This is a genomic window from Mitsuaria sp. BK037, from assembly GCF_014193045.1.
GTDB lineage: Bacteria > Pseudomonadota > Gammaproteobacteria > Burkholderiales > Burkholderiaceae_C > Roseateles.
In genome coordinates, this window is sequence record NZ_JACHYS010000004.1 from 396,859 (window position 1) to 421,828 (window position 24,970).

18 protein-coding genes are annotated in these 24,970 nt (G+C 67.6%); 16 read left to right on the plus strand and 2 right to left on the minus strand.

Annotation, left to right across the window (positions count from 1 at the left end):
* Window positions 1-331 precede the first annotated feature (331 nt).
* The 15 genes from FHT37_RS22720 (at window position 332) to xopX (ending at window position 22,841) form a co-directional block, all read left to right on the plus strand.
* Entirely contained in the window at window positions 332-8,791 is an 8,460-nt protein-coding gene (locus FHT37_RS22720) for an Ig-like domain-containing protein (protein WP_183484881.1), read from the plus strand.
* Window positions 8,781-9,242 carry a hypothetical protein gene (locus FHT37_RS22725; RefSeq protein WP_183484884.1) on the plus strand — a complete coding sequence of 154 codons (462 nt, stop codon included), beginning with the start codon at window positions 8,781-8,783 and terminating at the stop codon, window positions 9,240-9,242. The genes FHT37_RS22720 and FHT37_RS22725 overlap by 11 nt, the downstream gene beginning before the upstream one ends.
* 99 nt (window positions 9,243-9,341) lie before the next feature.
* Window positions 9,342-9,728 carry a hypothetical protein gene (locus tag FHT37_RS22730; protein WP_183484887.1) on the plus strand — a complete coding sequence of 129 codons (387 nt, stop codon included), beginning with the start codon at window positions 9,342-9,344 and terminating at the stop codon, window positions 9,726-9,728.
* 847 nt (window positions 9,729-10,575) lie between these two features.
* On the plus strand, window positions 10,576-11,385 hold the full coding sequence (locus FHT37_RS22735; protein WP_183484890.1) for a hypothetical protein: 810 nt from the start codon (window positions 10,576-10,578) through the stop codon (window positions 11,383-11,385).
* A gap of 10 nt (window positions 11,386-11,395) precedes the next feature.
* A complete protein-coding gene (locus FHT37_RS22740; RefSeq protein ID WP_183484893.1) occupies window positions 11,396-12,007 on the plus strand; it encodes a hypothetical protein in 612 nt (203 codons plus the stop codon).
* A gap of 13 nt (window positions 12,008-12,020) precedes the next feature.
* Window positions 12,021-14,360 carry a secretin N-terminal domain-containing protein gene (locus FHT37_RS22745; protein ID WP_183484896.1) on the plus strand — a complete coding sequence of 780 codons (2,340 nt, stop codon included), beginning with the start codon at window positions 12,021-12,023 and terminating at the stop codon, window positions 14,358-14,360.
* A gap of 1 nt (window position 14,361) precedes the next feature.
* Window positions 14,362-14,904, plus strand: coding sequence for a type II secretion system protein (locus tag FHT37_RS22750; protein WP_183484899.1), 543 nt, complete (start codon window positions 14,362-14,364; stop codon window positions 14,902-14,904).
* Between the two features lie 8 nt (window positions 14,905-14,912).
* Window positions 14,913-15,314: a type II secretion system protein gene (locus tag FHT37_RS22755; RefSeq protein WP_091720928.1), complete on the plus strand. Its 402-nt coding sequence runs from the start codon at window positions 14,913-14,915 to the stop codon at window positions 15,312-15,314.
* A complete protein-coding gene (locus tag FHT37_RS22760; RefSeq protein ID WP_141225203.1) occupies window positions 15,301-15,786 on the plus strand; it encodes a type II secretion system protein in 486 nt (161 codons plus the stop codon). The genes FHT37_RS22755 and FHT37_RS22760 overlap by 14 nt, the downstream gene beginning before the upstream one ends.
* 42 nt (window positions 15,787-15,828) lie before the next feature.
* The gene (gene gspG, locus FHT37_RS22765) at window positions 15,829-16,272 is read left to right on the plus strand and encodes a type II secretion system major pseudopilin GspG (RefSeq protein WP_183484901.1); all 444 of its coding nucleotides are present in this window, start codon (window positions 15,829-15,831) and stop codon (window positions 16,270-16,272) included.
* A gap of 58 nt (window positions 16,273-16,330) precedes the next feature.
* A complete protein-coding gene (locus FHT37_RS22770; RefSeq protein WP_091720937.1) occupies window positions 16,331-17,548 on the plus strand; it encodes a type II secretion system F family protein in 1,218 nt (405 codons plus the stop codon).
* Window positions 17,549-17,615: 67 nt separating this feature from the next.
* A complete protein-coding gene (locus FHT37_RS22775; RefSeq protein ID WP_255489924.1) occupies window positions 17,616-19,265 on the plus strand; it encodes a GspE/PulE family protein in 1,650 nt (549 codons plus the stop codon).
* Window positions 19,266-19,341: 76 nt separating this feature from the next.
* Window positions 19,342-19,965, plus strand: coding sequence for a hypothetical protein (locus FHT37_RS22780; protein ID WP_183484904.1), 624 nt, complete (start codon window positions 19,342-19,344; stop codon window positions 19,963-19,965).
* Window positions 19,962-20,483 carry a hypothetical protein gene (locus FHT37_RS22785; protein ID WP_183484907.1) on the plus strand — a complete coding sequence of 174 codons (522 nt, stop codon included), beginning with the start codon at window positions 19,962-19,964 and terminating at the stop codon, window positions 20,481-20,483. The genes FHT37_RS22780 and FHT37_RS22785 overlap by 4 nt, the downstream gene beginning before the upstream one ends.
* A gap of 294 nt (window positions 20,484-20,777) precedes the next feature.
* Window positions 20,778-22,841, plus strand: a complete 2,064-nt coding sequence (gene xopX / locus FHT37_RS22790; RefSeq protein ID WP_183484910.1) for a XopX family type III secretion system effector — start codon at window positions 20,778-20,780, stop codon at window positions 22,839-22,841.
* A gap of 24 nt (window positions 22,842-22,865) precedes the next feature.
* Here xopX and FHT37_RS22795 read toward each other — a convergent pair whose 3' ends face one another.
* Both FHT37_RS22795 and FHT37_RS22800 read right to left on the minus strand, forming a co-directional pair.
* On the minus strand, window positions 22,866-23,144 hold the full coding sequence (locus FHT37_RS22795; RefSeq protein WP_147240405.1) for a hypothetical protein: 279 nt from the start codon (window positions 23,142-23,144) through the stop codon (window positions 22,866-22,868).
* Entirely contained in the window at window positions 23,141-23,887 is a 747-nt protein-coding gene (locus tag FHT37_RS22800; protein WP_183484912.1) for a TSUP family transporter, read from the minus strand. Before FHT37_RS22800 ends, FHT37_RS22795 begins: the two co-directional genes overlap by 4 nt.
* Before the next feature lie 83 nt (window positions 23,888-23,970).
* Between FHT37_RS22800 and FHT37_RS22805 the strand changes: the two genes are divergently transcribed.
* Window positions 23,971-24,933, plus strand: a complete 963-nt coding sequence (locus FHT37_RS22805) for a LysR family transcriptional regulator (RefSeq protein WP_183484916.1) — start codon at window positions 23,971-23,973, stop codon at window positions 24,931-24,933.
* Window positions 24,934-24,970: the final 37 nt, after the last annotated feature.

Genomic DNA, 24,970 nt, shown 5'->3' on the forward strand with positions numbered 1-24,970 from the left:
AGTTTAAGGGACGGGCGACGGGCGGGGGCGAGGGTGTGACAACTCGGTGATAAGCGGCTTGGCGAGGGCATTGGTGGGCGTCTGCATCGACAAATCGAAGGCTTGCGGGTAGCCCCGCGCCTCAGCGCATGGCGTGAGCGATGCGGACGGATCACCAGAGCCTCCCTATGGGGGTACTTGGCCCGCAAAACAACAGATCATGGTTTTCGCGCTCGAGCGCCGGGAGAGCCTGCTTTAAGCTGTATGGTTTTGCGGAGAGACCCACGTGCGAGGTCTCCCATGACGAGGGCGGCGCCGTGTCCACCACGATGCCGGCAGGGAGAGATCAAGAATGCTTCGAATCAGGGCGGCCGTCTGGTCGGGCGGCTGCATGGCCGCGCTTTGGAACGCTTTTGTCGCCGTAGCGATGCTCGCCGGCACCATCGGTGAAGCGCAAGCCGGTTGCTACAAGGACGGACGCGAGACGATTTGCTCCTGGCCCAGCGCCAGCATCTCGACGCCTGGCGGTCCTGTGGTCCCCACCGGCGGCAGCTTCCAGGTCAAGGTCCTTGGTTTGGAGGAGTCGCAGAACACGCTGCAACTGATCTATCGGGTCGAGTTGCATCGCAATGATGTGCCCGTGGCCGTGCAGGAGTTTTCTCCCAACACGAAGCGCGCGGACGCGACCTTCGCGCAAAGCGGGTTGGCGCCGGGCGTCTACACTTTCCGAGGCAAGGTTTACGACGCGGGCGGGCGCACGACGATGTCGTCGCCGATCCAGGTCCGGATCAACGCCGCCCCCAACGTCGGCATCTCGGTACCTGGCCAAGGCCAGGTCTATGCCCAGGGGCCAGTCGAAGTTGCTGTTGCCGGCTCGATCTCGGACGACTTCGGCGTCCAGCGTATCGAGATCTATCTGAACGGTGGGCACGTGGGTAACACCACGCCCTTGTCGGTCTCACCGTCCTCGTACGCGTTCTCAATTCCCAACGTCGGCATTGGCGTTCATCAACTCAAGGCCCGGGCCTACGATTTCGACGGCGCGTGGTCGGAGTCGCCGACGACGACCGTGCGCGTGAATGCGCCACCGACGGTAGCCATGACGTCGCCGTCCAACGGCACTGTCGTGGCGGGACCGAGCGGGTCGATCCGGTTTGCTGCCACGGCTTCGGACGGCGATTCAGCCGGCATCGCGCGCGTCGAGTACTTCACCACTGCGGGTGGGCACATCGGAACGGCGTCCTCCGCGCCATTCGAGTTCGTCTGGTCCGGCGTGGCGCCGGGAACCTATGACGTGCTCGCCCGCGCAGTTGATACGGACGGCGGCGTGTCGACTTCGGGCGCTGTGCGCTTCCGGGTCAATGCTTTGCCGCAGGTGTCGCTGACGGGACCTGCCAACAACCAGGTGTTCGCTGGACCGAAGGCGACCTTCTCCTTGACTGCAGCCGCGAGCGATGCTGACGGCGGCATCCAGCGAGTCGAGTTCTATCGAGATGGCGCGCATGTCGGCACAAGCACCTCCGCTCCCTACGCGATCACTTTGAGCGATCAGCCAGCCAATGGCTACATGCTGATGGCGCGTGCTGTGGACACCGATGGCGCCTATAGGGACTCCGCCGGCGTGTTCGTGCGGGTGAATGCGTTACCGTCGACGACGGTGACCGGGCCCGCAAATGGCGCCGTCATCGCGGCGAACAGCGGGCCCGTGCGACTCACGGCATCCGCCTCGGATAGCGACTCAGGCGTCTCCCGGGTGGACTTCCTGTCAGGGGGAACACTGATCGGCAGTGCCTCAACCGCGCCGTACGACACTGTCTGGAACGGCCTGGGTGCAGGTTCATACACGTTCATCGCGCGAGTCGTTGATCGCGACGGCGCCACGGCGGATTCAGCACTAGTCAGCTTCCGCATCAATGCCTTGCCCGCCGTGGCACTGACATCGCCGTCCAGCAATCAGGCCTTCGCTGGCGTGCCGGCCTCGATCCCGTTGGCAGCCACTGCCTCCGACGGCGACGGGGGGGTGCAGCGGGTGGAGTTCTATGCAAATGGCGTGCATGTTGGCTCCAGCAGTTCGGCGCCGTTCGCCATGACGTGGAATGGCGTTGGCGCAGGCAGTCATTCGATCGTGGCTCGTGCGGTGGACAACGACGGCGGCGTTCGCGACTCCGCGAGCGTCACCGTGACCGTCAACGCTTTGCCTACTGTGGCTCTGACGGCGCCGGCGGCGGGGGCCGTACTGGCGGACAACTCGACGCCTTGGCGACTTTCGGCCGCGGCCAGCGACGCCGACGGCAGCATTGCATCCGTCGAGTTCTTGATCGATGGACAAGTAGCCGGTCGTGTCAATTCACCGCCATTTGTGTGGGACTGGTCCTCTGCAGCGCCCGGCATGCATCGGCTGGCAGTCCGGGCCTTCGACAACGTCGGCGGATCCACCCTATCCGGGGAAATCTCCGTACGGGTCAACGCGCCACCGAACGTCACATTGACGGCTCCGAAATCTGGCGCAATCCATCAAGGTCCTTCGGCCACGATCGCGCTTGCCGCCACCGCGACTGATGACGCTGGAATCCAGACGGTCGAGTTCCTGTCGGGCGCAGGCGTCGTCGCGACGGTCACGGCGCCGCCCTACCAGTTCGCTTGGACGGATCGTCCCGCTGGGACCTATCTCGTTTCCGCCAGGGCGACTGACACGGAGGGCCGTCAAACGACCTCCGCGCCGGTGGCGGTCGTGGTGTCGTACGCCGATCCGGTGGCGGTCAACATCGTTCCGCCGAACCTGTCCGGCGGGATCACCGGCACGGCGGCAGGCCAAGCCGCGGTCTCGGTGAACGGATCCGCCACCTACGACCTACCCATCGCGCTGCCCCCGGGTACTGCGGGACAGGTGCCGAGCGTGACCTTGCACTACGACAGCCAGGCCAAGGAAGGGCTGTCCGGCCTCGGATGGACGGTGAGCGGCCAGTCGCGCATCACGCGTTGCGCGGCAACCATTGCTACTGACGGCGAGCGCAACCGCGCGCGCCTTGACAGCAAAGCACATTACTGCCTGGATGGTGAGCGTCTGATCGCGATCAGCGGGGTGGAGGGCGCGACCGCGACCTACCGGACCGAGATCGACCACTTCGCGCGCGTGACCTCCTCTGGCAGCGATCCCGACCGCGGGCCAGACTCGTGGAAAGTAGAGTTGAAGTCGGGCGACATCCAGTACTTCGGCACAACTGCGGATTCGTTCGTCGAAACGCCGGGCTCTGCGGGCAAGGCCCTGTTCTGGGCGCTGAGCCGGGAAGAGGATCGACGTGGCAACTACATCGCCTACGACTATTTCAAGGACAGCTCGACTGGCGAGCACCTCCCCAAGGCGATCCGCTACACCGGAAACGGATCTGCGTTCGCACCGTATGCGGCGCTCCGCTTCGAGTACGACACGGTCGACCGTCCGGATCCCTCATTCGCCTATCTGGCCGGCGCGCGCACCGTGATCACGAAGCGGCTCAGCGGCCTGTCCACCTGGACCGGCATTGCCGCCGACGGCTCCGGCGGAACGCTCGCTCGACGCTGGTCGATCGGCCACACGACGAGCACGACCACGGGATTGAGCCTTGTCCAGTCGGTCACCGACTGCGGTGCGGCGGAATGCCTGCCCGCAACGACCTTCCAGTATTCCAAGCGCAGCGAGGCGGACAACGTCTTCAGCGGCGGCGTCTGGCAAGGCGGTCCGGAGGTGCTCTACAAAAATCCGGCGCAGCGAGGTTTGTCGAAACTGCTAGAGGTGATGGCGGCCGTCGACGTCAACGGCGACGGTCGTAGCGATCTGATCCAGCACTTGGGAGGAACCTCCTGGCAAGTCTGCCTCTCGACGGGAGCGGCGTTCTCCTGCTCGACCTGGACCGGTCCGGAGAGCCCTTTGTCGGGTGTGATTCCAGGGGACTACAACGGTGACGGGCGTATTGACCTGCTGCGCCCCTCGACGGGCAGCGATGGCTCTACCCTTTGCCTGTCGACTGGCGCCGGCTTCACTTGCCAGGCGTCCACCGTCTTCCCGGTTCCGCCAGCACCTACGACTCTTCCAGCGTTGGGCGCCAGCTACAACTATGTCGTTGCAGATGTGAACGGCGACGGGCGAGACGATGTCGTCGCGCGAGGCACGGGCGCGTGTTTGTCGAATGGCGCGACCTTCACCTGCGGGTACGGTGGCGGTGCGGGGGGCGCATTCTTCGACCGCTACGCGTATCGCTACTTCGAGCCTTCATCAGAGACGGCGTGCACGATCAGCCTGACGCGCTGGCGGCCGTTCATGGGTGATTTCAACGGGGACGGCAAGACTGACACGCTGATCTCGACCTACTACAACCCGGCCTGCGCACGCCTGTGGGAACTGCCACCAGATAACAGTTTCCAGATGTGCAGCGCCAGTGGCGACGGGTGTCGTACGGTGCTCGACGGGCTTGGCCTAGACACCGGGTTCGCCGGGCAAGGTGCGTCGATGACGGGTGACTTCAACGGCGACGGCATCACCGACTTCGCACTGAGCGCCCTTCAGCACGCGACGGTGCTCAAGATTTGCTACGGCAACGGGGCGGGTGGCGTCGACTGCCGCGATCACACCAACGGCGCAACCCCCGACGAACACGCCTTCAGCACCGTGGCTGACATCGACGGTGATGGTCGGCCCGAACTGCTGGGCGTGGGCGCAAACGGCCGCCTGTGTCGCATCGCCGCGGGGCAACTGCGCTGCGAGAGTCGCACGTTCACCTTGCAGCATCCGACCCTGGTCTATGGGGATTTCAACGGCGACGGTCGGATGGACCTCGCGGAGTACAACCCGGACGCGAAGACCTGGGCGGTCTACCTGGCGGGATCGGCCCAGGTGCCGGACTTGATGACCTCGGTCACGAATGGCGCCGGTCAGACGTCAACCTTCAGCTATGGCGCTGTGAACGACGCTGCCGTTCACGCACAGGGCTCCGAACCCGGATACCCGAAGCGCAACGTCCAGACTGGCGCGCCGATCGTGAGGCGGCTGGAGATCGGCAACGGACAAGGTGGCGCTTCGGTCACGACCTATCGCTATGAAGGTATGCGGACCGAGTTGACCGGACGCGGGGCGCTGGGCTTCGCGGCGGTCGAGCGGCTGGACCCTCTTAAAGGCCTGAAGACGCGCAGCGTCTATAGCCAGGACTTCCCGACCATCGGCCAATTGCTCACGGAGACGGTGACGCAGACCAACGGTGTGCAGATGTCTTCGAGCACCACACTCTGGGAGTCGATGACGACGACCTCTGGTGGCGCGACAAAGCATGTCTTCCAGCGATCGACCACCCAGACGACGAAAGACCTCAACGGCGCCGCGATGCTGACGCGCTCGCTGGAGATTCCTGTTGGCGGTATCGATGCTTGGGGCAATGTGACGTCGCTGACGCAGACGGCGACCTCCGCGCTTGAACCCGGCGCGAGCTACGTGACCACGACGAGCAGAACCTTCGACGTGCTGGAGGACCGTTGGTTGATGGGGCTGATGCGGACCGAATCGATCACCGCTACGGCCCCTGGCGCGCAGGCGGTGACCCGCACCAAAGCACTTGAGTACAACGCCACAGGCGAGGTCTGGAAAGAGACGGTGGAGCCCGACGCACCCGAGCTCCGGAAGGTGACGGAGTTGGGGCGACACCCTGTCCACGGCGGGGTTTCGTCCAAGACGGAGACTTGGCGAGCTCCCGGTGCTTCGTCGGACCGATCGCTCGTCGTGGAAACGGCGGAGTACGACGCCGTGGGACGTTTCGTCGAGGCGACGACCAATGCCAAGGGGCATCTGGAGCGACGTCAATTCGATCCGGCACATGGTCAGCCCGTTCTGCACGTCGATGCGAACCAGTTGCAGACTCAGTGGGTCTATGACGCCTGGGGCCGCAAGCAGCGCGAAACGAGGCCCGACGGAAGTGCCACGACCTGGGCGTATCGATCCTGCGTGTCGGGCTGCATGAACCGCGCGACCTCCGCGACCGTGGTGCAGCAGTGGATGGGAACTCAGCAAACTACCGTCCCCGTGGAGGAACTATTCGACGCGTTAGGCCGCAAGGTCCTGACGCGGACCTGGGGCTTCTCCGGTGCCGAACTGCTGACAGAGAACCGGTACGACATCAACGGATATCTGAAGTCCTTGAGTCGTCCGTACTTCGCGGGTCAGGCGCCGGTCTGGACCCACCGCGACCGCGATGCGATTGGACGCGTAATTGCGCTGCGCGCACCGGACGACAACGGCGTCGAAGCGACGACGACCTTCACCTACAACGGGCTAGAGATCTCGCAGCTAGATGCCAGGCAGCAGACGACCACGCGTGTGGCGAACGCACTGGGCAAGGTACTTCGCGTAACCGATGCGCTCAATCGCACGACGCGATATGGCTACGACGGCTTCGGCCACCTGAAGCAGGTAACGGATGCCAAGGCCAACGTGATCGACGTCACACTCGATCGCTTGGGTCGCAAGACCGGATTGCGCGATCCTGATCTGGGCAATTGGCAATACGCGGTCGATCCGCTCGGCCGGACCTACTGGCAGAGGGACGCCAAGGGACAGGAAACGACGTTCGAGTTTGACGACCTGAATCGTCAGACGAGGCGCCTGGCACCCGATCAGGACAGCCGCTGGGTGTTCGACACAGCGGCCAACGGGATCGGAAAGCTGGCCGAGTCGTACAACTGGACCAACGGGGCCAAGGATGCGCGACGTCTGTTCACTTACGACACGAAGGGCCGCGCGGAAAGCCAACTCTTCCAGCTCGACGGGGATTATCAAGAGACCTATCGCTACGACAGTCTCGGCCGTGCTGCGGGCTCGGTGTATCGACGTTCAGCGCGAGGGGCTACCGGCGGTGCGACGAGCACGATCGGCATCCACTACAACGAACGTGGCCATGCGGCGGCCGTCAGCGTCAACGCACTGGGTCTGAACACTACGGTGTGGCAGGCCATCGCGCGCGACGCGGAAGGCCATGACACGCAGGAGTTTCTTGCCGGTGGCCTGATTCAGCACACGGGGTACTCGGCATTCACCGGGCGTATGAGCAGCGTGATTACAGGTACACCGACGCGGCTTGGTGCGCCGAATCCCACACATCAAAACGACGTTTACCTCTACGACGTGATCGGCAACTTGCGCTACCGCGCGCAGATGAACGAGCAGGGCGGACTGCTGCAGGAGAACTTCACCTATGACGCGCTCAACCGCCTGGAGGACGCGACGATCAACGGGGTGGTGAGCAGCACTCGTTACGACGAGATTGGGAACCTGTCGTCCAAGAGCAATGTCGGTGGCTACACCTACCCCGTCTCAGGCGCTGGGAGCGTGAGGCCGCACGCCGTCACGAGCATCTCGGGGACAGTTGCTGGTATCCAGAACCCGAGCTTTGGCTACGACGACAACGGCAACCTCCTGCTGGGGCTGAACCGTGCCTACACATGGACGGCCGGCGATGTGCCACGGACCATCGAGCGGCTGTCGGGCGGAGTGGCGGTTGAGCGGACGTCATTTGTGTATGGCCCCGATCAGGAGCGTCGTTTGCAAACGGTGCAGCCGATGTCTGGCGGTGCGCCGGGCGGTGTCAGCACAAGCATCTACTACGCTGGCGCGCAGGAGAAGCAGATCGAGGCGGCGCAGAACCTCACGATCGTGCGAACGCAGCTGCCGATGGGATTGGGTTACCTTGAGGAGCGGTTGGCCGGCACGTCCGTGGACCTCGCGGCTGCAGGTTCGAGCACCGTGCGCCTGCATCTGAAGGACCACCTTGGCTCGGTGCTGGGCGTGGTGGATGGCGACGGCACCGTACTGCAGCGAATGAGCTATGACGCCTGGGGGCGCCGCCGTCAGACCAATGGCAATGACGACAGTTGGGGCAGCCTGGGTACGATCGCCAACAACCAGGACAACAGCGGCTATACAGGCCATGAGCACCTAGACCAGTTGGGCCTGGTGCACATGAACGCGCGCCTGTATGACCCGATCCTCGGAAAGCATACGAGCGCCGACCCCACGATTCCGGACCCGCAGAATGGGCAGGCCTTCAATCGGTACAGCTATGTGCTGAACAATGCGCTCGCGTTTACTGACCCGACCGGACTTAGCCCGTCGTCGGGCGACTCAAAGAAGCAGGAGCACGAACAGAAAAAGCTCAAGTTCAGTAGTCCCTGTGCATTCTCAGGACCGTTCTGTACTTCCATTCAGATTAATACCGAAACTGAATCGACTTCGGAACCGGTCCAATTCTTTAGTGTGCTTGGACCGCCGCCGCGGCTAGCACTGAATAGATTTACATCCAGCTGTAGCATCGTCCGTAACGACTGCCAGCGGGCCATTGAACTCGAGCAATCCATCCGAACGAAGGAGCAAGCCCTCGAGAACTTCGACCAGTTCATCATCGAGAGCGTCTTGCCAGTGACCAAGGCGGTGGCGATCTTCGGAGTGGGCTTGCGTCTAAAGAGCGCTGGTGAACTGGCCGCAAAGGGGTTAGCCGGAGAAGCCGCATTTACATCGCGGGCTGCACGTCGGCAGGCAATGCGGGAAGCGGGCATCCCCACAAGCCAACAACCTGTGAGTCAACTCTCCACACATGCTGGCCGACAACTTGTATATGAGGTGCCTGCTGCTGGGGGTGGTACGCGAAAAATGGTTGTGACCGACCAGACGACTGATCGCGTTGTGGGGCATGGTCCGCACTGGGAAGCGGGCGCGGCTAAAGTGCCGGAGCGGTTGGACCCGCTGGGGCGGGTCCGAGTTGTGAACGACAAAGCGAAGGTGGACTATGGTCCGTAAGGGTGTCGGCGCACGAATTGCGTGGTCAATCGAATCGAAGCGGATCAAAAGTGATTTGGCTGACGTCATGAGCGGGCATTTACTCGATCTGCACGAATTTGACGAGGGCGAATCCAGAAGAGAAGCTGCTCTCGATGCCTACGCTACGGCACGCAAAGCCGGTGCAGTGACCGTTCAAAGGTTTGCTGATGTCGCAACGTTCGCCGAAGCAGTCCGCCGCACACTTGTCCACCGGACTGCCGGCGAGTTATTGGACATTATTTTTCAGGACTCGGAGCGCAAGGGGGTTTATCGGTCTACCGTTGAGGCAGTCAGTGAATGTGCGCCCAAGCTGCTTGGTTACGACGGAAACTCCGTACTTGTCGCGACTGCGGATGCCGGCCATGGCGTACTGCTCGACCTTGAAGAAGGAGCCTTGGGGCCAGCTGTTTTTGAGTTGGAGAGCTGGTAGTGGTGAAGGGCAGGTAGAGATCGTTGTGATCCTCAAGCAGCTTGAGCTAGGCGGCGAGTTTGGCGAGACGTGCTAAAAGGACGGTATCGGTAAGCCGAGGTGCCTTGGATCGTCGGTTTATCTTCGCTCCTTCTGAATGTCGGCGACCCCTATCGCATCGTAGGCAGCAATCGTTTCTCAAGCGATGCTGCTCAGGCGCGATATGAGCCTATGAAGGCGACTGGAAGAGTTCAAGAATATTTCTCGGGAACGACGCACGTCGACAGCCCCGCCGACGCTGCGGCATTCATCAGTCAAGCCAAGCCGGGCAGTCTGTACGTCGAGTTCAACGTGCCCACGTCATCGTTGAAGGCAACGAACGAAGGTTGGTCCACGGTCATGGGCCCGAATTCGCTTGAAGGCCGACTTGCCGCACGGAAAGGTCTGCCGATTCCGCAGATGCCTGCTGCGACGGACGTGGTGCACTCGGCCACCAGACTTCCTTGATCGGAGATCGTATGTTGAATTCATTTCTGGAATGGGCAAGGCAAGTGGGAGCGAGCCATGGTGCGAGGGGGGTGGAGTCACGCGTGACGGAGGGTCCTAGCTCAGACAATCCGTCGGCTCGACTCGATATAGATGCACCTACCACCGTCGCTCGCATTACGTGCTGGGAAAGTGGCAACTACGACGCAGAAGTCATTGACCTTGAAACGGAGCGTACGCTCTACTCCAGCCATGGAGTCTTCCAAGAAGACCGGTCCATTGCGGAGCAGGTCTCCCCGTTTATCGAGGCGCTTAATATCGCGGCGAAGTAGTTGACTCCTTGCCGCAAGGGCCCATCGACCAGCGCCCGGGATTCGGCGATTGCGCTGAAGCTCAACAAGGCACTTGCGAGCGAAGCTCAGATGGCTATGCCCGGGCCGGCCTTCGTCGGTTCTGGAAAATGGGACAACCTCAGGACTGGCGTGGCGTCTCCATCGGGACAGCCTCTATACCCCTTTCGAGACAGGGCGCACCGTTGTTGTTGTTCCGCAGCACAGGGGATTTCACCAACCCCTTGGAAGCGGAACAGATTGAGGCCTGCGTGAACCGACCGGTTAGAGTTCCGGCTTGGCCATAAACCAGATCACAGGCCACGCGGCAAATCCGATGCCGCGGATCACGGGAGGACGCCATGAAGTTGTCTGTCAGAAGCGAGTCGCGCGCATTGCCGCACGGGACGCAAAGAACCGCAATGCACTGTGGGGACCTTCGCGTTCCGGCGCACTGATCCGCTTTCGTTCATGCATTCGGCAGCAGTTCCGGCCGGATCCTCGTGTTCCGCCATCTTCCCCCGTGATTCGTCCGCTTCATGCGCCTGACCTTGATGGACTGGCGTGCACTGGCGGACGTCGCCTCGCTCAAGCAACGGGCCGCCCGCCTGCCGACCCTCGCCTGGGCCGGTCTCGCACTTGTGCCACCGCTGTTCGCTGGCGGGCTGTTCTTCACCGCACGCCACTTCGAACGGCTCGCCCTCGCGCAGGAGCAAGCGCCCCGCGGCTTGCTCGCCGACCTTCGGGCAAAAGCTGCTGCCGCACCTCCCGCCGATCGATCGCCTTTTACCCTTCGCCTGCCGCTGTCACAGCCCTCCGCCCGCGCGGTCGCCCATCTGCGCGAAGCCGCCGAGGCGCAGTCGGTCCTGGTCACCGCGATCTCTACTGCACATCAGGTGCCGACCGGCACCACCCTCGGCCGCATGAGCCTCGATGTCCAGCTCCGCGGCAGCTACGTCGCCATCAAGACCGTGCTGGCCGACGTCCTCACTCGGGACGCCCAGCAGGCCGTGTTGCAGCAGCTCTCGCTGCGTCGCGCCAACCCGGCATCGCCTGCGGGCATGGCCCCGATGGGCGCCATGAACCCGATGAACGCCGCACGGCCGATGACCGGCATGACGACGCCTTCGGGCGGCGATCTGGAAGCGCGCGTCGTTGCGACCTGGCTGAGCCGCCCGCTCGCTGAGCCCGCCTCGACCTCCGCGCCGCGGCCACTGCCGACGGCGAAGCCCGCCACGCAGGCCGCGTCCGGCGCGTCGGGTCCCGCCACTGCCGCTCCGGCATCGGCGCCCGCGCTCGCGCCGTCGGCCGCCTCTGCGGCTTATGCGGCCTCTGCGGCCCGCCGCTGAAAGCGCCTCGATGTTCAAGCGCGCTTCGACCCCGCCCGCCACCTCGGCCGCCCCTGCGTCCGGTCTTCGTCCCGGCTTGCGCTGGGCGCTCGGCATGAGCGCCGCGGCCAGCGCCTGGGCACTGCTGTCGCCCGCTGACCCGCCCGTGGTCGCAGCCACCACGTCCCCGCCGTCCGGACAAAGCGGCCCCAGCACCCCCGCACCGCGCCCGCCCACCTCCGTCTCGACGGCGCCGACCCGTCCCGGCCTCGCGGCGCAGCCCCTGGCCGCGCTCCCCGCCCGCCTGCCCGAGCACCCACTCGAAGCCGCCGATCGCGACCCGTTCTCCGTTCCCCAGCCGCCGGCGCCTCCACCGCCTCCGCCCCCACCGCCTCCGCCCCCGCCGCCACCTCCGCAGGCGCCGCCGCTGAACTATCGCTACCTCGGCCAGCTCATCGACCCGCAGGGCCAGCGCAAGGTCTACCTCGCCCGAGCCGACAAGGACCTGCTCGTCGAAGCCGGCACCCGCCTGGACGAGGGCTATCGCGTCGAGGCGATCACCGACGACGAAGTCCGCCTCATCTACGACTCCCTGCAGCAGCGCGCCGTGATCCGCATTCCGCCGGCCGCGCCGTCGCCCTGATCCGCCTGTTCCGATGCTCTTCCGCACCCGCCTCTTCCGTTCCCCCGCGCGCCCGGCCAGTAGCACTGCCGTCGCCATCGCGGCGCTGCTGCTCGTCGCCGGTTGCGCCGAGAACCGCATCCGCGAGGAGTCGCGCAAGGCCATGGCCGGCGGTCAGTACCAGCAGGCGATGTCGACGCTCGAGAACGGGCTCAGGGACTACCCAGAGAGCACGTCCCTGCGCACCTCCTTGCTGCAGGCTCGCGCCGACGCGCAGATGCGGCTGATCTCGCAGGCCCTCTCCCAGCGCGCCGCCGGCCAGTACGACGAGGCCACCGCCACGCTGCGCCAGGCGTTGGAACTCGACCCATCAAACGCTCGCGTTCAGGCGCTGCTGTCCGACATGGAGCTCGAGCGCAAGGGCGCCGCCGACCTTGCCGTCGCGCAGAAGTGGGCGGAGGCCAGACAACCCGACCGCGCGCTGCGCACGCTCGAGCAGGCGCTGAAGGACAACCCCCGCCACGGCGGCCTGCTGGACCTGCAGCGCCGATTGCTCAGCGAGCAGCGCGCCGCCCAGGTCCAGGCGCTCAACGGCGTGCTGACCGAGTCCCGCCCGATCTCGCTCGACTTCCGCGACGCGAGCCTGCGCACCGTGCTCGACGTCGTCACCCGACACAGCGGCATCAACTTCGTGCTCGACCGCGACGTGCGCGCCGACGTGCGCGTCACCGTGCTGCTGCGCCAGGCCAAGGTCGAGGACGCGCTGGACCTGATCACCTCCAGCAACCAGCTGGCCAAGAAGGTCATCGACTCCCGCACCATCGTCATCTACCCCAACACCGCCGAGAAGCACCGCGAGTACCAGGAGCAACTGGTGCGCGTGTTCAACCTCTCCAACAGCGATCCCAAGGGGGCCGCCGCCTTCCTCAAGGCGATGCTCAAGATCCGCGAGCCTTTCGTCGACGAGCGCAGCAACCTGCTCGCGCTGCGCGACTCGCCCGAGAACATCCAGCTCGCCGAACGGCTGCTCGCGGTCTTCGACAGCGCCGAGCCCGAGGTGCTGCTCGAGGTCGAAGTCCTCGAGGTCGCGGCCTCGCGCCTCAATGAGCTCGGCGTCAAGTTCCCGAGTTCGTTCTCGCTCACGCCGCTGCCGCCCGTTGGCAGCGACTCGCTGACGCTGGGCAATCTCGATGGCATCGGCCGCGACCGCATCGGCGTCGGCTTCAATCCCAACAACCTGCTGGTCAACCTCCGCCGCGAGGTCGGGGATACGTCCACGCTGGCCAATCCCAAGCTGCGCGTGCGCAACAAGGAGAAAGCCAAGATCCTGATCGGCGACAAGATCCCCATCGTGTCGACCACCACCGGCACCGGCGGCTTCGTCTCGGAGAACATCAGCTACCTCGACGTCGGCCTGAAGCTCGATGTCGAGCCCACCGTCTTCGCCGACGACGAGGTGGCCATCAAGATCGGCCTGGAGGTCAGCTCGCTCGGCACCGCGACCAAGACGTCCGCCGGGTCGATCGCGTATCAGATCGGGACGCGCAACGCCAACACGCTGCTGCGCCTGCGCGATGGCGAGACGCAGTTGCTGGCGGGCCTGATCAGCCGCGACGAACGCTCCACCTCCAGCCGCGTGCCGGGCCTGGGGGACCTGCCGGTGCTCGGCCGGCTGTTCTCCAGTCAGCTCGACGACGGCAAGCGCTCGGAATTGCTGCTCGCCATCACGCCGCGCGTGCTGCGCAACGTCAAGCGCCTCAACGCGAGCGAAGCCGAGATGTGGGTCGGCACGGAGGCCTCGCCGAAGCTGCGCCAGGTCGGCGGCCTGCAGTTCAACACGCCACAGCCGGAGAGCAAGCCGGGCGCCGCAGGCGCTGCAGGCTCGCCGGCGGCACCAGGCGTCGCGTCGCCGCCGGGGGCCGGCCAACCGTCCGCGCCGCCGGCACCGGTCGCGCCGAATCTGCCGTCGCATCAGGCGGCCCTGTCGCTCGCGGCGCCGGGGCAGGCCAAGGTCGGCGACACCGTCGAAGTCCGCCTGGACCTTCGCGATGCCCGTCTGCGGGGGCTCATGACCGAGCTGCAGTTCAGCGCCGACAAGCTCACGCTGGTCGATGCCGACGAAGACGACTACTTCCGCAAGGGCGGCGCGGTGACCAGCTTCAGCAAGCGGGTGGACGCGGGCCGGGTCAACCTCAGCGTGCTGCGCAACCAGGCCACCGCCGCCGAGGGCGCTGGGGGCGTCTTCAAGCTGCGCTTCAAGGCGACGGCGCCCGGCCGCGCCGAGGTGCGGGTCGGCACCGCGCAGCCGGTGTCGCTGGAACCGAATGCCGACCGCCCGGCGCTGCCCGCACCGGCCGTCATCGAGGTGAAGTGAGATGACGCCGCGCCGCTTGATCGCAGCCGCCGACCGCCGCCTACGCGGCCGGGTCGGCGCGCGCTCGCGCGGTGCGATCGAGTGCGGCTTCACGCTGATCGAGTTGCTGGTGTGCCTGGCCATCCTGGGCTTCCTGGCGTCGCTGGCGCTGCCGATGGCCGAGATGACCGTGCAGCGCGAAAAGGAGCGCGAACTCAAGCGGGCGCTCTGGGAGATCCGGGACGCGCTCGACGCGTACCGTGCAGCCCGGGAAGCCGGGGCGGTCTTGGGGCCCGGCGACCGGCCGCCGTATCCGGCCACGCTGCAGGACCTGACACAGGAGGTCGTGGACGCGCGCGCGGATCGGCAAGGGCAGACGATGCGCTTCCTGCGCCGGGTGCCGCGCGATCCTTTCGCGGAGCCGGGCCTGCCCGCCGAGCAGACCTGGGGCCTGCGCGGCTATCAGTCCGATGCGGACAATCCGCAGCCCGGCCCCGAGGTCTACGACGTCTATTCGAAATCCACCGCGGTCGGCCTGAACGGCGTCCCGCTGAAGCAATGGTGAGGACCGGGATGTCGAGGCCGCTCCACCGCTGCACCCGCTCACGAGGCTTCACCGTCATCGAGCTGCTGGTGGTGCTGGCCGCGCTGGCGCTGTTGCTGAGCGTGGCCGCGCCACGCTATGTGCAGCACGTGGACCGCGCGCGTGACACGGCGCTGCGCCACAACCTGCACGCGATGCGCGATGCGATCGACAAGTTCTACAGCGACCAGGGGCGCTATCCGAAGGAGCTGGCGGAGCTCGTCGAGCGTCGTTATCTGCGAGCCATTCCTCTGGATCCGGTGACGCAGCGCGCCGATACCTGGGTCGCCGTGCCGCCCCGGGCGGGCAACGTCGATGGGGAGGGCGTGTCCGACGTCCGCAGCGGCGCGCGCGAGGTGGCCGCCGACGGGAGCAGCTATGCGTCGTGGTGAGCGCTCCGGCCCGCTCGGGCGAAGCGGCGGCTACGGTCTGGTGGCCGTGCTGGTACTGGTCGCGCTGACCTCGATGGCGCTGTCCGTGGCGGCGCAGTCGTGGGCCGACACCGCGCGGCGCGACAAGGAACAGCAACTGCTGCGCATCGGCCTGCTCTACGTGCAGGCGCTGGAGCGCTACCGCCGCAGCTCGCCCGGCACCGACAAGCGACTGCCCCAGGAGCTCGACGAACTGCTGACGGACCAGCGCTTCGTCGGCACCGTGCGGCACCTGCGCCGGCTCTATCCCGACCCGGTCGGCGCCACCGGCCAGTGGGGCCTGGTGCGCGGCGATGACGGGCGCATCCGCGGCGTCTACAGCCTCAGCGAGGATCAGCCCTTGATCGCCGGTGCCGTGCGCCGGCCCGGGCTGCGACTGGAACCGGCGCGCCGCTACGCTGATTGGAAATTCGTCGTGGACACCGACGTCTGAGCGTCCACAGACCCGAGCACCCGAAGACCAAGATCCCAAGACATGAAGCACATCGAATCCATTGACTCCCGCGTCGGCCGGCGCTCGCGCGGCTTCACGCTGCTGGAACTGCTGGTGGTCATCCTGATCATCGGCCTGCTGACCGGCATCGTCGGCCCTCGTTTCCTGAGCCAGATCTCGCGCTCCGAGGTCACGACCGCGAAGGCGCAGCTCGATGCGATCGACAAGGCCTTGCAGGGCTATCGCATCGACCTCGGCCGTTATCCCGACACCGGCGAGGGCCTGGCCGCGCTGGTGCGCAACGACGCCAACGATCCGCGGTGGCGCGGCCCCTACCTCAAGGGCGAGCTGCCCAACGATCCGTGGGGCATGCCCTACCAGTACCGCATTCCGTCGCAGCAGCCGGGCAAGGACTACGAGCTGTTCAGCTTCGGCCACGACCGGGTGGCCGGTGGCAGTGGCGACGATGCCGACATCCAGCTCTGACGAGGACCGCTGAGGCGCCTTCTGCCTTCTCTTTCTCATTGACGATCTCCTCACCGGCATGAAGCTCCGCGTCCGCTTGCTCGATCCCGTGCGCATGACCATCAGCGAAGAGCTGATGGACGCGCCGTCGCGCGAGTCGCTCGGCCAGCGTCTGCCCGACGGCCGCAAGGTGCTGACCGCCGAGCCGGTCCGCGATCCGGTGGCCGTGGGCGCGGCCTCGCATGAAGGGCCGACCGGCGCCCGGGAGCGTGCGCTGGACATCGCCTGGTGGTGCCAGGAGCTGCGCACGCTGCTGGTCGCCGGCATGACCGTCGTGGAGGCGATCGAGACGCTGCAGGCGCAGTCCGGCGCCGATGGCGCGCGTGCGGAACTGCAAGCGGCGTTGCTGGCGCAGCTGCATCAGGGCAAGTCCCTGTCCGTCGCGATGCAGGCGCTGGACCGCTTCCCGATGGTGCTGGTCGCCAGCGTGCGCGCCAGTGAGCGCAGCAGCTCGCTGGCCGAGGCGCTCTCCGAATACCTGCGCTATCACGAGATGGTGGAAGCGCTGCGCAAGAAGGTCGTCAGCGCCGCCATCTATCCCAGCCTGGTGTTGGGGCTGGGCCTGCTGGTCAGCGGCTTCCTGATCGTGGTCGTGCTGCCGCGTTTCGCGTCGATGTATGCGGACCTGCGCGGCGAGATGAGCTGGTCGACCCACCTGCTGACGCTGTCGAGCTTGTTCGTGCGAGAGCATCGGCTCAGCCTTCTGGCGGGTGCGGCGGCGCTTGGCGCGCTGGCCGTCGTGGCTTGGCGACAAGGCGCGATCCAACGCGCCGCGATGCGCGCGGCAGGGTGGATCCCGCCGGTGAAACGCGCGCTGCGGGAGTTCCGGCTCGCCAAGCTGTACCACTCGATGACGGTGATGTTCCGTGGCGGCTACACGCTCGACGAGACGCTGCTGCGCTGCGAGGGCCTGGCGCTCGGCGAGCAGATGGACGATGCGATGCGCGGCGCCCGGACCGCGTTGACGCGCGGAGTGCGGGTGTCCAGCGCGTTCTCCGACGCCGGCCTGACCGACACCGTGACCCAGCGGCTGCTGGCCGTCGGCGAGCGCTCCGGCAACTTCGAGCGCGTGCTGCAGACCATCGCCGAACGCCACGCCGGCAACTTCGCCGCCTTCATGGACCGCGCGACACGGATCGTCGAGCCGCTGATGCTGCTGCTGGTCTCGCTGCTCGTCGGCAGCATCGTCGTGCTGATGTACCTGCCGATCTTCGACATCGCGAGCAGCATCCGATGAACGCGCGCTGCCTCCCACGACCCGTGACGAAAGAGCTCACCCCATGAGCGCCGATATGAGCGCCGATATGAGCGCTGACATCCGCGCGGGCTTCCGCGCCGCCCTGCAGGCCGCACGCCGACACACCGCGCAGGCGGGCGCCGAGACCGTGCTCGACCAACTGCTGCGTGGCAGCTGGCGTGACGTGCTGCCCGCGCTGCTGCGCGAGACCGGCGGCATGGACATGGTGGACGGCGACAGCGGCCAGCGCGCCGTGCCTGACCCGACGCTCTTCGGTGCGCCGGGGTTGGCGCTCGCGCGATCGCTGCGCGCCGTGCCGGTGCGGCTGGACGGCGAGCCTGGCCGGCTTCGCCTGGCGATGGCCGATCCCTGGGACGACGCGACGCTGCGCCGTGCGGCGCAGGCGATGGGTCGCCGTGTGCCGCCGATCGCCGCGACCGCGGCGCAACTCGACGGCTGGCTGGGCTCGGCGCCCTCCGCCTCGTCGGACGCCAGCTCGTCCGTCAGCGCGGTCGGGAGTTCGACCGGCGGCGCCTTGCCGGAAGGACCGGTCGTTGCCTTCGTTGACCAGGCGCTGCGGCGAGCCTATGAGGTCGGCGCGAGCGACATCCACTTCGAATGCGACCGGCACGGCGTCACCGTGCGGCTGCGCCGCGATGGCGTGCTGACGCCCCATGAGCGGATGGAGGGCTCGCGTCAGGCGGAAGAAGCGATTTCCCGGATCAAGGTGCTGGCCCAGCTGGACATCACCGAGCGCCGCCTGCCGCAGGACGGACGATTCCGGATCGCGCTCGGTGGCGGAGAGCTGGACCTGCGGGTGTCCATCATCCCGAGCGTGTTCGGCGAGGACGCGGTGCTGCGGCTGCTGGACAAGGCTCAACTGCGCGATCCGGCGGACCAGGTGTCGCTCGACCTGCTGGGCTTCGACGCGTCGGGCGCCGCGATGATCCGCGAGTTGGCGGGGCTGCCGCACGGCATGCTGCTCGTGACGGGACCGACGGGCAGCGGCAAGACGACCACGGTGTATGCGGCGCTGTCCGAGGTCAACAACGGCATCGAGAAGATCATCACGATCGAGGATCCGGTCGAGTACGAGCTGGCCGGCGTGCTGCAGGTGCCGGTGAACGAGCGCAAGGGCCTGACCTTCGCGAAGGGCCTGCGGTCCATCCTTCGGCACGACCCGGATCGCATCCTCGTGGGTGAGATTCGCGATGCGGAGACCGCCGAGATCGCGGTGCAGTCGGCGCTCACCGGCCACCAGGTGCTGACGACGGTGCACGCGAACAGCGTGTTCGACGTGACCGGACGCTTCAAGCACTTCGACCTGGACATGTTCGGGTTCATGGCCGCGCTCAACGGCGTGATCGTGCAGCGGCTGGTGCGCTGCCTGTGTCCGCACTGCGTGGCCGACCGGCCGGCAACGGCGCGCGAGCAGCAGTGGCTGGTCGACATGGGGCTGCCCAGGCCGGAGACCGTGCCACGCCCGGTCGGTTGCGAGCGCTGCGGCGGCACGGGCTACAAGGGCCGCCGAGTCATCGCGGAGGTCCACACGATCGATGACGGTTTCCGCGATCTCGTGACCACCGGGGCGCCGGTGTCGGCGTTGCGCGAGCACGTGTATCGCAAAGGCGTGAGGACCTTGTCGCAACTGGGCGCGGACATGGTGAGCCGGCGCGAGAGCAGCGCGGAGGAGATCAAGCGTGTGGTGGGCTGGTAAGCGGTCGGCGTCGCGGACGGCGATCGTCTATGCGGGTGAGGGCGCGGTGCGCGTGGCCGTTGGTGGCGCGGTGCAGATGGCGATGAAGGTCGAAGGGCGCGAAGCGGCCTTGGCTGCGCTGTCCGCGGCGGTGAGCGAGTTGCCGCGCGGCATTCGGCTGCACGTGACGGTGAGCGGCACGGTTTGTCGGCCCTTCCTGCTGCCCGCCGTCGAAGGCGTCGCCAGCGACGCGGAGTGGCAGGCGATCGCGGCATCGATGGTCGAGGAATCGACGGGCCTGCCGATGGACAGCCCGGTGTGGTTGGATGAAGGGCAAGCGGCGCCCCGGCTGGCGGTGGCGATGGATCCGGCGTGGCGGCAAGGCATCGAGGCGATCGGGGGACGATCGCTGCGCAGCGTGCGGCCGTGGTGGGCCCTGGCGATCGAGTCGCTGGGTTCGACGCGCGCCGACGGCAGGAGCGCAGGGCTCGCCGTTGCGGACAGCGAGTCGCTGGTGCTGCTGATCGCCGAGGGCGAGACCTATCGAGTCGCCCAGTCGTATGCGCTGGACGGGGAGGCGCCCGCGGCGGTGCTCAATCGAGCGCTGGTCTCGCATGACGGGCCGGCAGACGGCGTTCCGCTCATCGAGTTCGATGGGGCCGCGTTGCCGGGGCAGCGGGTCGACGAGCATCTCGCCTTCCGCATGGGAGGCGTGGCATGAGGCCGTTGAAGGTGGACTTCGCACCGGCGCGTCGGCCGATCGCGGCGTTGGTGGTCTGGGGCGCGCTCTGTGCGGTGGCGACGATCGGTCTGGGCGTGGGCGCGTGGCAGGCCTGGGAGCGACGCACGGACCTGGTGGCGCGAGCCGCCGCGGATTCGGCGGAGATCGCGCGCCTGCGCGAGAGCCTGCGCGTGCGAGCCGACCGCGCCGCGGAAGCGGCCGTGCCACCGGCCTACGCCCGTGACGCGCTGGCGGTGGCGCGCACGGCGGCCTTTCCGTTGCAGCCGGTGCTGCGATCGCTCGAGACGGTGGCCGTCGAGGGCGTGCGCGTTTCCGCGATCGAGCTCAACGCCACGCGTGGCGGCGCCGATGTGACGCTGGAGTTCGACGACTACAAGGCGTTGTTGGCCTACCTGGAGCTGCTGAACGAAGGAGAGGCGGTGCCTCGCTGGTCGCTGGTGCGGGCCGAGGCCGCAGGGGCGCGGAGACAGGCGACGATCCGTTCGGTCTGGCCGTAGCGGGCCCGCCACATCACCGTCTTGCCGCAGGCTCGGCAACCACGCTGAGCACCCAGAAGCGTGAACGTTGCCGAACATGCTTTGTGTCGCGGACGCAAGCTTTCTTCGCTCGGCACCGCCCGGCTTCGCACCGCGGCGCGGTGTTCAGTCACCGCTCCCCATCATGGGGCCCTCGCACGAGTTGGCGCCCATTGCAGTACGGGCAACAGCGCCACTTCCCCGTTCAACCCAGAACGGCCGGAAGACGGCGCCACCACGGCGTGCCACGCTTCCCGGCCGCATGAGGACACCCTGATGCCGTCTCCCATTTCTTCCGCTTCCTCCTCGCCGTCGCGCCACGTCGAGTTGCCGGTCCCAGACACGACGCACGCGTCCCCCGTCTCGCCGGCGCCCACCTCCGCGCCCTCCGTCGCACAGGAGTCGCCCATCTCCAGCCGCCGCTCCGTCGACGCCACCGGGGCGCAGCCCCGAGACGACACGGTCGATTTGCCGCCGCGCTCGGCGGCGCCGCAATCGCCCGTGGTCGACAGCCGGGCCTCTGCGCAGGCCGGCGCGTCGGGCTCCCGTCTGACCGACCTCGTGGGCGGCGTGGCCGGCGCCTTGGGCACCGCAGGCAGCGCGGCCCTTCAAGGCTTGTCGAGCACCCAGAAAGCCGTCGTCTCCGCCATGGAGGTCCTGTGGTCCCTCAGCGACCTGCGGACCATGCTGCAGCCCCATGGCGACGACCGGTCCTTCCTGGCGGTGCTGCGCGACGCGGAGCCGGGGCCCGATCAGGCCTTCACCTTCGCCCGCTGCCGCGAACAACTGACCGCATTGCGCGGCGTGGTCCAGGGCGAGCCGGGGATCGAGCCCCGTTTCAAGAAGACCCTGATGAAGGACATCGAGGCCATCGAGCGCGCCATCGATCCGCTGCAGCACGGCACCTCCGCGTCGGGCCGCGCCGCCAAGGCGCTGCTGAACCTGGTCAATCTGTGGCCCGTGATCGTGCCCAGCCCCTTGCTGGCCAACCAGGCCAAGACCTTCGCCTACACCGTGGCCGCCGCGGCCAAGGCGGTCGTCGGCGTGGCGGGCACCACGCTGCGTCCCACCGCCGACGGACTGCCGTTCCCGCTGGGCGGCGGCGAGCTCGGCCGCCAGTCCGACGAGGTCCACTTCTATCCGGCCCTGCTCAACGCGATCTTCCTGTCCGTCGAGATGTCCAAGCGCTACGGCTCCGAGTCGGTCCGCCACCACGCCGAGGCGGTCGACCACAGCAAGGTGGCGCACGCCGGCTTCGCCGCCGCCGCCGGCACCATCCTGATCGCCCCCTTCGTCTGGGGCAGCATCAGGAATGGCGCGGCCAAGGCCGTCGCGCTGGGCGCGAACGCCGTGGCGGCCGGCATGGACAAGGCGGGCTTCTCCGGCCAGGCCGGCACGCTGCGCCGCCAGTTCACGCCGGGTCAGGTTGGCGAGGCCGTGCACGCCGAACTGTCCCAGCTCTGGCAAGGGCTGGAGGACGGACGCAAGGCGCTGCAGCAGGCGCGCCGCGATTTCACCGATCCGGAGTCCGGCCACGAGCTGACGCGCACGCTCAACTCGCAATGCACGCATCTGCTGGCATCGATCGCGCAATGCACGAAGCGCCTGGACCAGGCCTTCCATCTCGGCGCGGCGCAGGAGTCCAACGCGGCCTCGATCCCGCGTGAGCCGCAGGCCCACCCGGACTTCGCCTCCAAGCTCGCGCTCACGCTCTTCGCCGCCGGCGTGACCGGAACCACCGTCTACCTGATCCAGCCCGACCCGATCGGCACGGTGGACCTCGCGGCCGACAGCGTGGTGGTCACCGCGGTCATGGCGCAAAGCGCCTGGAACCGGCAGACCACGCGGCAGGACGCGATGGAGCGCTTCAAGGGCATGGCCGCGACCAGCATGGTGATGGCCATCGCGCTCACCGCCGACAAGCTGTCCAAGCAGTTCACGCCCAAGGGCATGATCGAATCCAGCGCCTCCGCGCCCTACTACGCGAGCCTGGTCATGACCGCCATGGCGATGACGATGCCGGGGCCTGTCGCGCGTGGCGCCGAGCTCGCGATGAACTGGGGCGGCGGGCAGATCGCCGCCCTCGGCACCCAGGTGGTCAACCTGTTCAAGGGGCCGGACGGACAGACGCTGGCCACCATGACGCCCCGCTCGCCCGAGGAGTTGCAGGCGCAGGTGGCCCGGATCGGCGCCTATGTGGACAGCCTGCCGGAGGAGCAGCGGGCGGCGTACGACCAGATCGCTGGCGAGAGCATCCGCCGGAGCATTGATCAGGCCAGCGCCTCGCCGGCGCGTGCTTCAGGCGTCTCTATCGAGGAGATCGTCACCGAGTCGGCGTGAGCAGCTGAGCCTTCACGGCATCCGTCAGCGAGGGTTGCCGCTGGCGGTGACCAGCAGCGCGCGGGCATCGTCAAGCAGCTCCACCAGCTCGGCCGAGGCGACCCGGGCCGCGAAGTCCGACGGGCGCTCGTCCTCCGCGCCCTCGTCGTTCAAGCGCTTGTTGTCCACCCGGTCGTTGTCCACGCGCTTGCCGTTCGACGCCGCGCCGCCCACCGAATCCTGGAGCCAGAGCGCGAGCCGGTAGGCGCGCTCGAGCAACGCGCCCAGGGCGTGGTCGTCGTCGTCGAACCGGCCCCTGTTCACAGCCCGCGCCACAGGTTGGCCGCGCCCAGCACGATGAACATGAGGAACAGCCCGCGCTGGAAGGTCGCGGCGCTGATGCGCGCGCGCAGCGCCGCGCCCAGCGCGAGTCCGGCGCTGGCAGCGGCCAGCGCGACGAAGGAGGGCAGCGACCACAGCGCGCCGCCGTCGAAGGCCTGCAGCCGCGCGGCCAGCGCCAGCGTCGCGACGGTGAAGGACAGGCCCAGCGCCTGGATCATCGTGTCCTTGTCCAGCCGCAGGGCCTGCAGGTAGGGCACCAGCGGCAGCGCGAAGACGGCGGTGGCGGCGGTGACGACACCCGTCGCCAGTCCCGCAGCCAGGCCGATCCACCACGCGCTCGGTGCGATGCGCGGCAGCACGGGCTTCCGCAGGCCCCACAGCCCGTAGACCACCAGGATCGCGCCCAGCGGGAGCCGGGCGTCGATCGGCGCGAGGGTGGCGAGGTCCGGACTCCAGACGGTCGTGAGCACCAGGCCGGTCCACATCGGCCAGAGCGTCGCGACCAGCTCCCGTCCCGCCGGTCCCCGGCACTGCGCGACATTGGTCACCAGCGAGGGCATCACGAGCAGCGCGGCGGCCTGGGCCGGCGCCATCCACAGGCCGAGCAGGCTCATGGCGACCGTCGGCAGGCCCATGCCGGTGATGCCCTTGACGCCACCGGCCAGGACAAAGACCAGCCCGATGCCGAGCCAGGGCGCGAGCGCCGCGAAGGAGATCGACTGCATGCGGCCATCTTCAGGGCCGGCCGTGGCGCTGTCGATCTCGATGTGCGGCGGATATCCTTCGCGTCTGCAAGAGGATGGCCCTGATGACCGCCGCCAACACCCGCTCCCGCGCCGCCGCCCGACCGATCGACTACCGCGTCGATCCCTTCGACCTGCAGCTCTTCGAGGCGGTGGTGGCGCAGGGGTCGATCACCGCGGGCGCGGCGGCGATGGGCCTGTCGCTCGCGGCGGCCAGCGCGCGCTTGAAGGCGCTGGAGCATCGCGTCGGCGTGCGGCTGCTCGACCGCGCCAAGACCGGCGCCGCGGCCACCGACGCGGGCCGTGCGCTGTCGCGGCAGGCCCACCGGGTGCTGGCGGAGCTCGATTCGCTGCATGTCGCGATGTCGGCCTTCGGGCACGGCCTGCGCGGCACGGTGCGCCTGCTGGGCAACACGGCGGCGGTGGTCGAGGCGCTGCCGCCGCGCCTGGGGGCCTTCCTGGCCGCGCATCCCGACATCGACCTCGAGCTGCAGGAGATGCCCAGCGACGCCGCGCTGCAGGCACTGCGCGACGGCGTCGCGGACGTGGCGGTGGTCGCGGACCACGTCGACACCGCCGGCCTGAGCGCCCACGCCTGGCTGGACGACGAACTGGTCGCGTTGCTGCCGGCGAGCCCGCGCCGACGCGCGGCATCGATCCGGTTCGTCGAGCTGCTGGACCAGCCCTTCGTCGGCCTCGGCGCCGAGAGCGGATTGAGTCGCTTCCTGCAGGCGCAGGCCGCGCGCGGCGGCCGGGTGCCGAAGCATCGCGTGCGGGTGTCCAGCTTCGAGGCCATCGCGCGCCTGGTCGAGGCTGGCGCGGGCGTGGCCGTGATGCCGCGCAGCGCGGCGAAGCGGCAGATGACGGCCGGCTTGCGCATGGTGGCGCTCGCCGACGCCTGGGCGCGCCGCACGCTGCTGCTGTGCCACACGGCGCAGGCGCCGTCGCTGCCGGGCGTGCGGGCCTTGATCGACGCCCTGTCGATCGCCCCGGCAGGCGATTCGCGTCGCCCTCCGGCCGAACGCTGAGCCCGGCGCCGCCCGCCGGCCGGGCGCCTCGCTTGCC